This window comes from Streptomyces ipomoeae 91-03, from assembly GCF_000317595.1.
Taxonomy (GTDB): domain Bacteria; phylum Actinomycetota; class Actinomycetes; order Streptomycetales; family Streptomycetaceae; genus Streptomyces; species Streptomyces ipomoeae.
In genome coordinates this window covers 1-3,354 of the sequence record NZ_AEJC01000677.1, presented here as the reverse complement: position 1 = coordinate 3,354, position 3,354 = coordinate 1, and the positions used below count along the sequence as shown (strand labels likewise).

The following is a 3,354-nucleotide window of genomic DNA, read 5'->3' as shown; positions in this document are numbered from 1 at the left end:
GCGCCGCGATGAGCGCGGCACCGTCGGCGCCGCCGCGGCCGGGACGACTGAGCACGGCGCTCGGTCTGCCCCGGCTGGGCGGTCAGCGGCTGCTGCTCGCCGCCGTGCTGGTCGACAGCACGGGCAGCGGCCTGGCCGTGCCCTTCCTGCTCCTCTACCTGACCGGCCAGGACCGAATGACGGCGGCGACCGCCGGCACGCTGCTGACAGTGGCTGGGGTTGCCGCCCTGGCCGCGGGGCCGCTGTCCGGGCCGCTCATGGACTGGTGGGGCCCACGTCGGCTCGTCCAAACGGCCCATGTGCTGCGCGCGACGGCGTTCCTCGGCTATATGACGACCGGCTCGTGGCCGGCGGTGCTGGTCCTGGCCACGCTCGCGGCGCTGGGGGACAACCTGTTCTGGCCGGCCAACCGGGCGTTCCTGGCCCGCCGCTGCCGACCCGACGAGCTGCTCCGCTGGTATGGCCTCGAACGCACCCTGCGGAACGTCGGGATGGCGGTCGGCGGGCTCGCGGCGGGCTTCCTGGCCGGGCTCGGCCCGACCGGCCTGCGGCTGGTCATGGCGGGCAACGCGGTCAGCTACGCCCTCGCCACGGTCCTGATCGCCCTGCTGCCGACTGCCGCCCGGCCCCCGTCCCCCGGCCCGGCTCCGGCGGTTCCGAGGCCCCGCCCGGCCCGGCCCCGGCCCGACCGCGCGTACGTCACCATGGTGGCGGCCAACACGCTGCTCGTACTGGTCTCAGCGGCGCTTCCTGTGCTCGTACCGCTGTATGTCGTGCAGTGGCTGCACCAGCCCTCCTGGGTCGTCGGCGCGGTGTTCGCGCTGAACACCGCGCTGGTGACGGCGGGTCAGGCCCTGGTGGTGCGGCGCCTGGAACGGCGCGAGTACCTGCGTGTCCTTCAATGGGCGGCCATGCTGTGGTCCGCGGCGGCCGTGCTGTTCGGCACGGCGAGCGGGCTGCCGCGCACGGCGATACTGCCGCTGCTCGCGGTCGCGGTACTGGTATTCACCGCGGCGGAACTGATGCACGCCCCCACCAGCGACGTCGTGGCCGTTCGTATGGCCCCCGAGGACGTACCCGGCCGGCACCTGGGCCTGCACCAGCTGTCCTGGGGGGTTGGCTCAGCGATCGCCCCGCTGGTCCTGACCGGGGCGCTGACGCTGGGCCCCTGGTGGCCGTGGGCCCTGCTGGCCACCAGCGCGGCGGCGGCCACCGCCGCACTGGCCGCCGTTCGCCGTGCCGTCGGCCAGGTCCGCCAGGACGGGGACGGACCCGGCGACTGAAGACGGCTGACCAGCGCGGCGGGGTCTGTCGCGGCCGACAGGCATCCGAACGAGACGAACTGCAGGAAGAACGAAGTGATGGCCGACTACATAACGTTTTGGGACTATTCGAGGTCGCAGGCGCTCAGCCGCTACAACGGATCGAAGATCGACGTGCGAGAGATAGCGGTGCTGTGCGACATCCGTAAGGACGCCGAGTCGGTTGACACGCGGCTTCCTTCCCCGGACGAGATTGCGGGAATCCATCCGCTGGCGCTCAAGCGGCCACGCCGGTGGGAGGCGGCGATCGCAGCGATGATCTACGCCGGCAGCGGTCAGCTCGCCGCACGTCAGGAGATCATCAAGGCGAGAGAGTTACTGGACCGGCTGTCCAGGGCCGACCGCAGTGCCCTCAGCGTGTCGCGCATGCTGGCGTTGGTCCCCACGATGATCGCCGGCTTCCGCTTCAGCCGACAGGGCGAGACGTTCAACCCGGAGTCGAACCGCTATCTGGAAGGCGCGCGTTTCCTCTCGGCGCTGCTTGAAGACAGGCCTGCCCTCGACGTGGAGATCGGACTGTGCGCACACCGGGCCGGTGTGACCGACCCGGTGCTTCCCGGGCACGTCAGCGGTCCGGGCACGGCCCGCATGGTGGCGTTCGTCAGTGCGCTGATGGACAACTCGCTCGCCAGGAAGCGGACGGTCAACGTTTCCCAGCAGACGGCGACCGACCGGGCCGCCAGCACGGTGAACTCGTTGGTCTTCCTGCACTACGCGACCGAGGGACGGGTGGAACATCTGCTCCGCATCCTCGATCAGCACGCGGACGACCTACGGGCGGCGCTGGCGCGCCACAACGCCGTCTCGAACACGGAATTCCGGTTCACACCGCTCGATCCCTTCAGCGACCTGGTCGAGCGTGACATGGACGAGGTCTTCGGCCCGGACTGGTCCGGTGCGCCCGCCGAACCGCACTGGAGAAGCGGGGAGACACTGCACTCGGCGGTCGAGGCGGCCATGGGGACGATGCAGCGGTTCATGCGGAACGAGCGCCACGACCTCGACCATCTGCTCAGGCTGCACAAGAACGGCGAACATCCCAGTGAGCGGGGCGTATCGGCGCTGTGCTGGTTCGACCGGTACGAGCGGCGCCCCCTGGAGGTCCGGGCTCGTTACCATGTCGCCTTCCACCATCGCCTGGCCCTGACCACCTTGAGGAAAGACGGCGTGGGAATCGGTATGGAGCGGGGATGGGACGCGTATCAGTGGCTCGCATGGAGCGCCGCGTATGGCTCGCCCCAGAAAGCGATGCCGTTGCTCTATGCCAGGAGTTCGACCGAGCCTGCGAGCAACATCTCCTTGAAAAGCTTCAACCTCCGGCAGTTCTGGTGAAGCCCTGTCGGGGGTCGGAATCACATGCCGTCAACACTTCCCCGGAGCGACCATGACACAGCACCGGGCGGAAGGGGAGTACCGCGACATCCCCACGGAGCCGTTCCTCGAAGAAGAGATCGACGCCCCCATGGAGCGGTGGAACGCCGTGCCGGTGGTGTTCAAGGACAGGACGGGCCGAGATACGGAACCGGAGGTCTTCTTCGCACCCGGGAGAGGAGCAAGGGCACCATGCCCAAGGCCACGGCCTACGCGTACCACTTCAAGAAGGCGCTGAAGGCCACCGGCCTCGTGCGAGCGGATGGCAAGCCGCAGTACACCCCTCAGGGTCTCCGTCACTTCCTCGCCTCGACGGCCCTGGCGAACGGCGTCCCCATCCACGAGGTCTCACGCCGGCTCGGCCACAAGTCCATCAGGACGACGGTCGACATCTACAGCTCGCACCCGATGCCTGGCGCCGCCGCCGGGAGATCAGGCTGGACGTCATGCGGCCGGTCCCGGTGGACGCGCCGACCGAGGCGTCGCGGGAGGCCGCGGGTTCGAGGAAGCGGTGCAGGTGCTGACCTTGATCTCCCGTGCTGATTCTGTGCTGACCTCGCCCCCCAGGAAGCGCGTTGCCGCAGGTCGGAGCGGTGTTTCAAACATTCCGCCTCAATGTGTGATGTGGCGGTCACGGCACGTTAGATAGTTCGTCGGCGTG

The 3,354-nt window shown here is 69.2% G+C and carries 3 protein-coding genes; all 3 read left to right on the top strand.

What is annotated here, in order from left to right:
• On the top strand, positions 1–1,283 hold a 1,283-nt coding region (locus tag STRIP9103_RS44565; protein ID WP_324605722.1), incomplete at its 5' end, for an MFS transporter.
• A 78-nt stretch (positions 1,284–1,361) separates the two neighbouring features.
• Complete coding sequence (locus STRIP9103_RS44560; protein WP_048822321.1) at positions 1,362–2,654, top strand: hypothetical protein; 1,293 nt, start codon at positions 1,362–1,364, stop codon at positions 2,652–2,654.
• A 24-nt stretch (positions 2,655–2,678) separates the two neighbouring features.
• A complete protein-coding gene (locus STRIP9103_RS53330) occupies positions 2,679–3,236 on the top strand; it encodes a tyrosine-type recombinase/integrase (RefSeq protein WP_309474711.1) in 558 nt (185 codons plus the stop codon).
• Positions 3,237–3,354 lie beyond the last annotated feature (118 nt).

Bases quoted from the DNA above. Each gene is read 5' to 3' on its own strand.
- STRIP9103_RS53330 (WP_309474711.1), top strand. From the start codon at position 2,679: ATGCCGTCAACACTTCCCCGGAGCGACCATGACACAGCACCGGGCGGA.
- STRIP9103_RS44560 (WP_048822321.1), top strand. From the start codon at position 1,362: ATGGCCGACTACATAACGTTTTGGGACTATTCGAGGTCGCAGGCGCTC.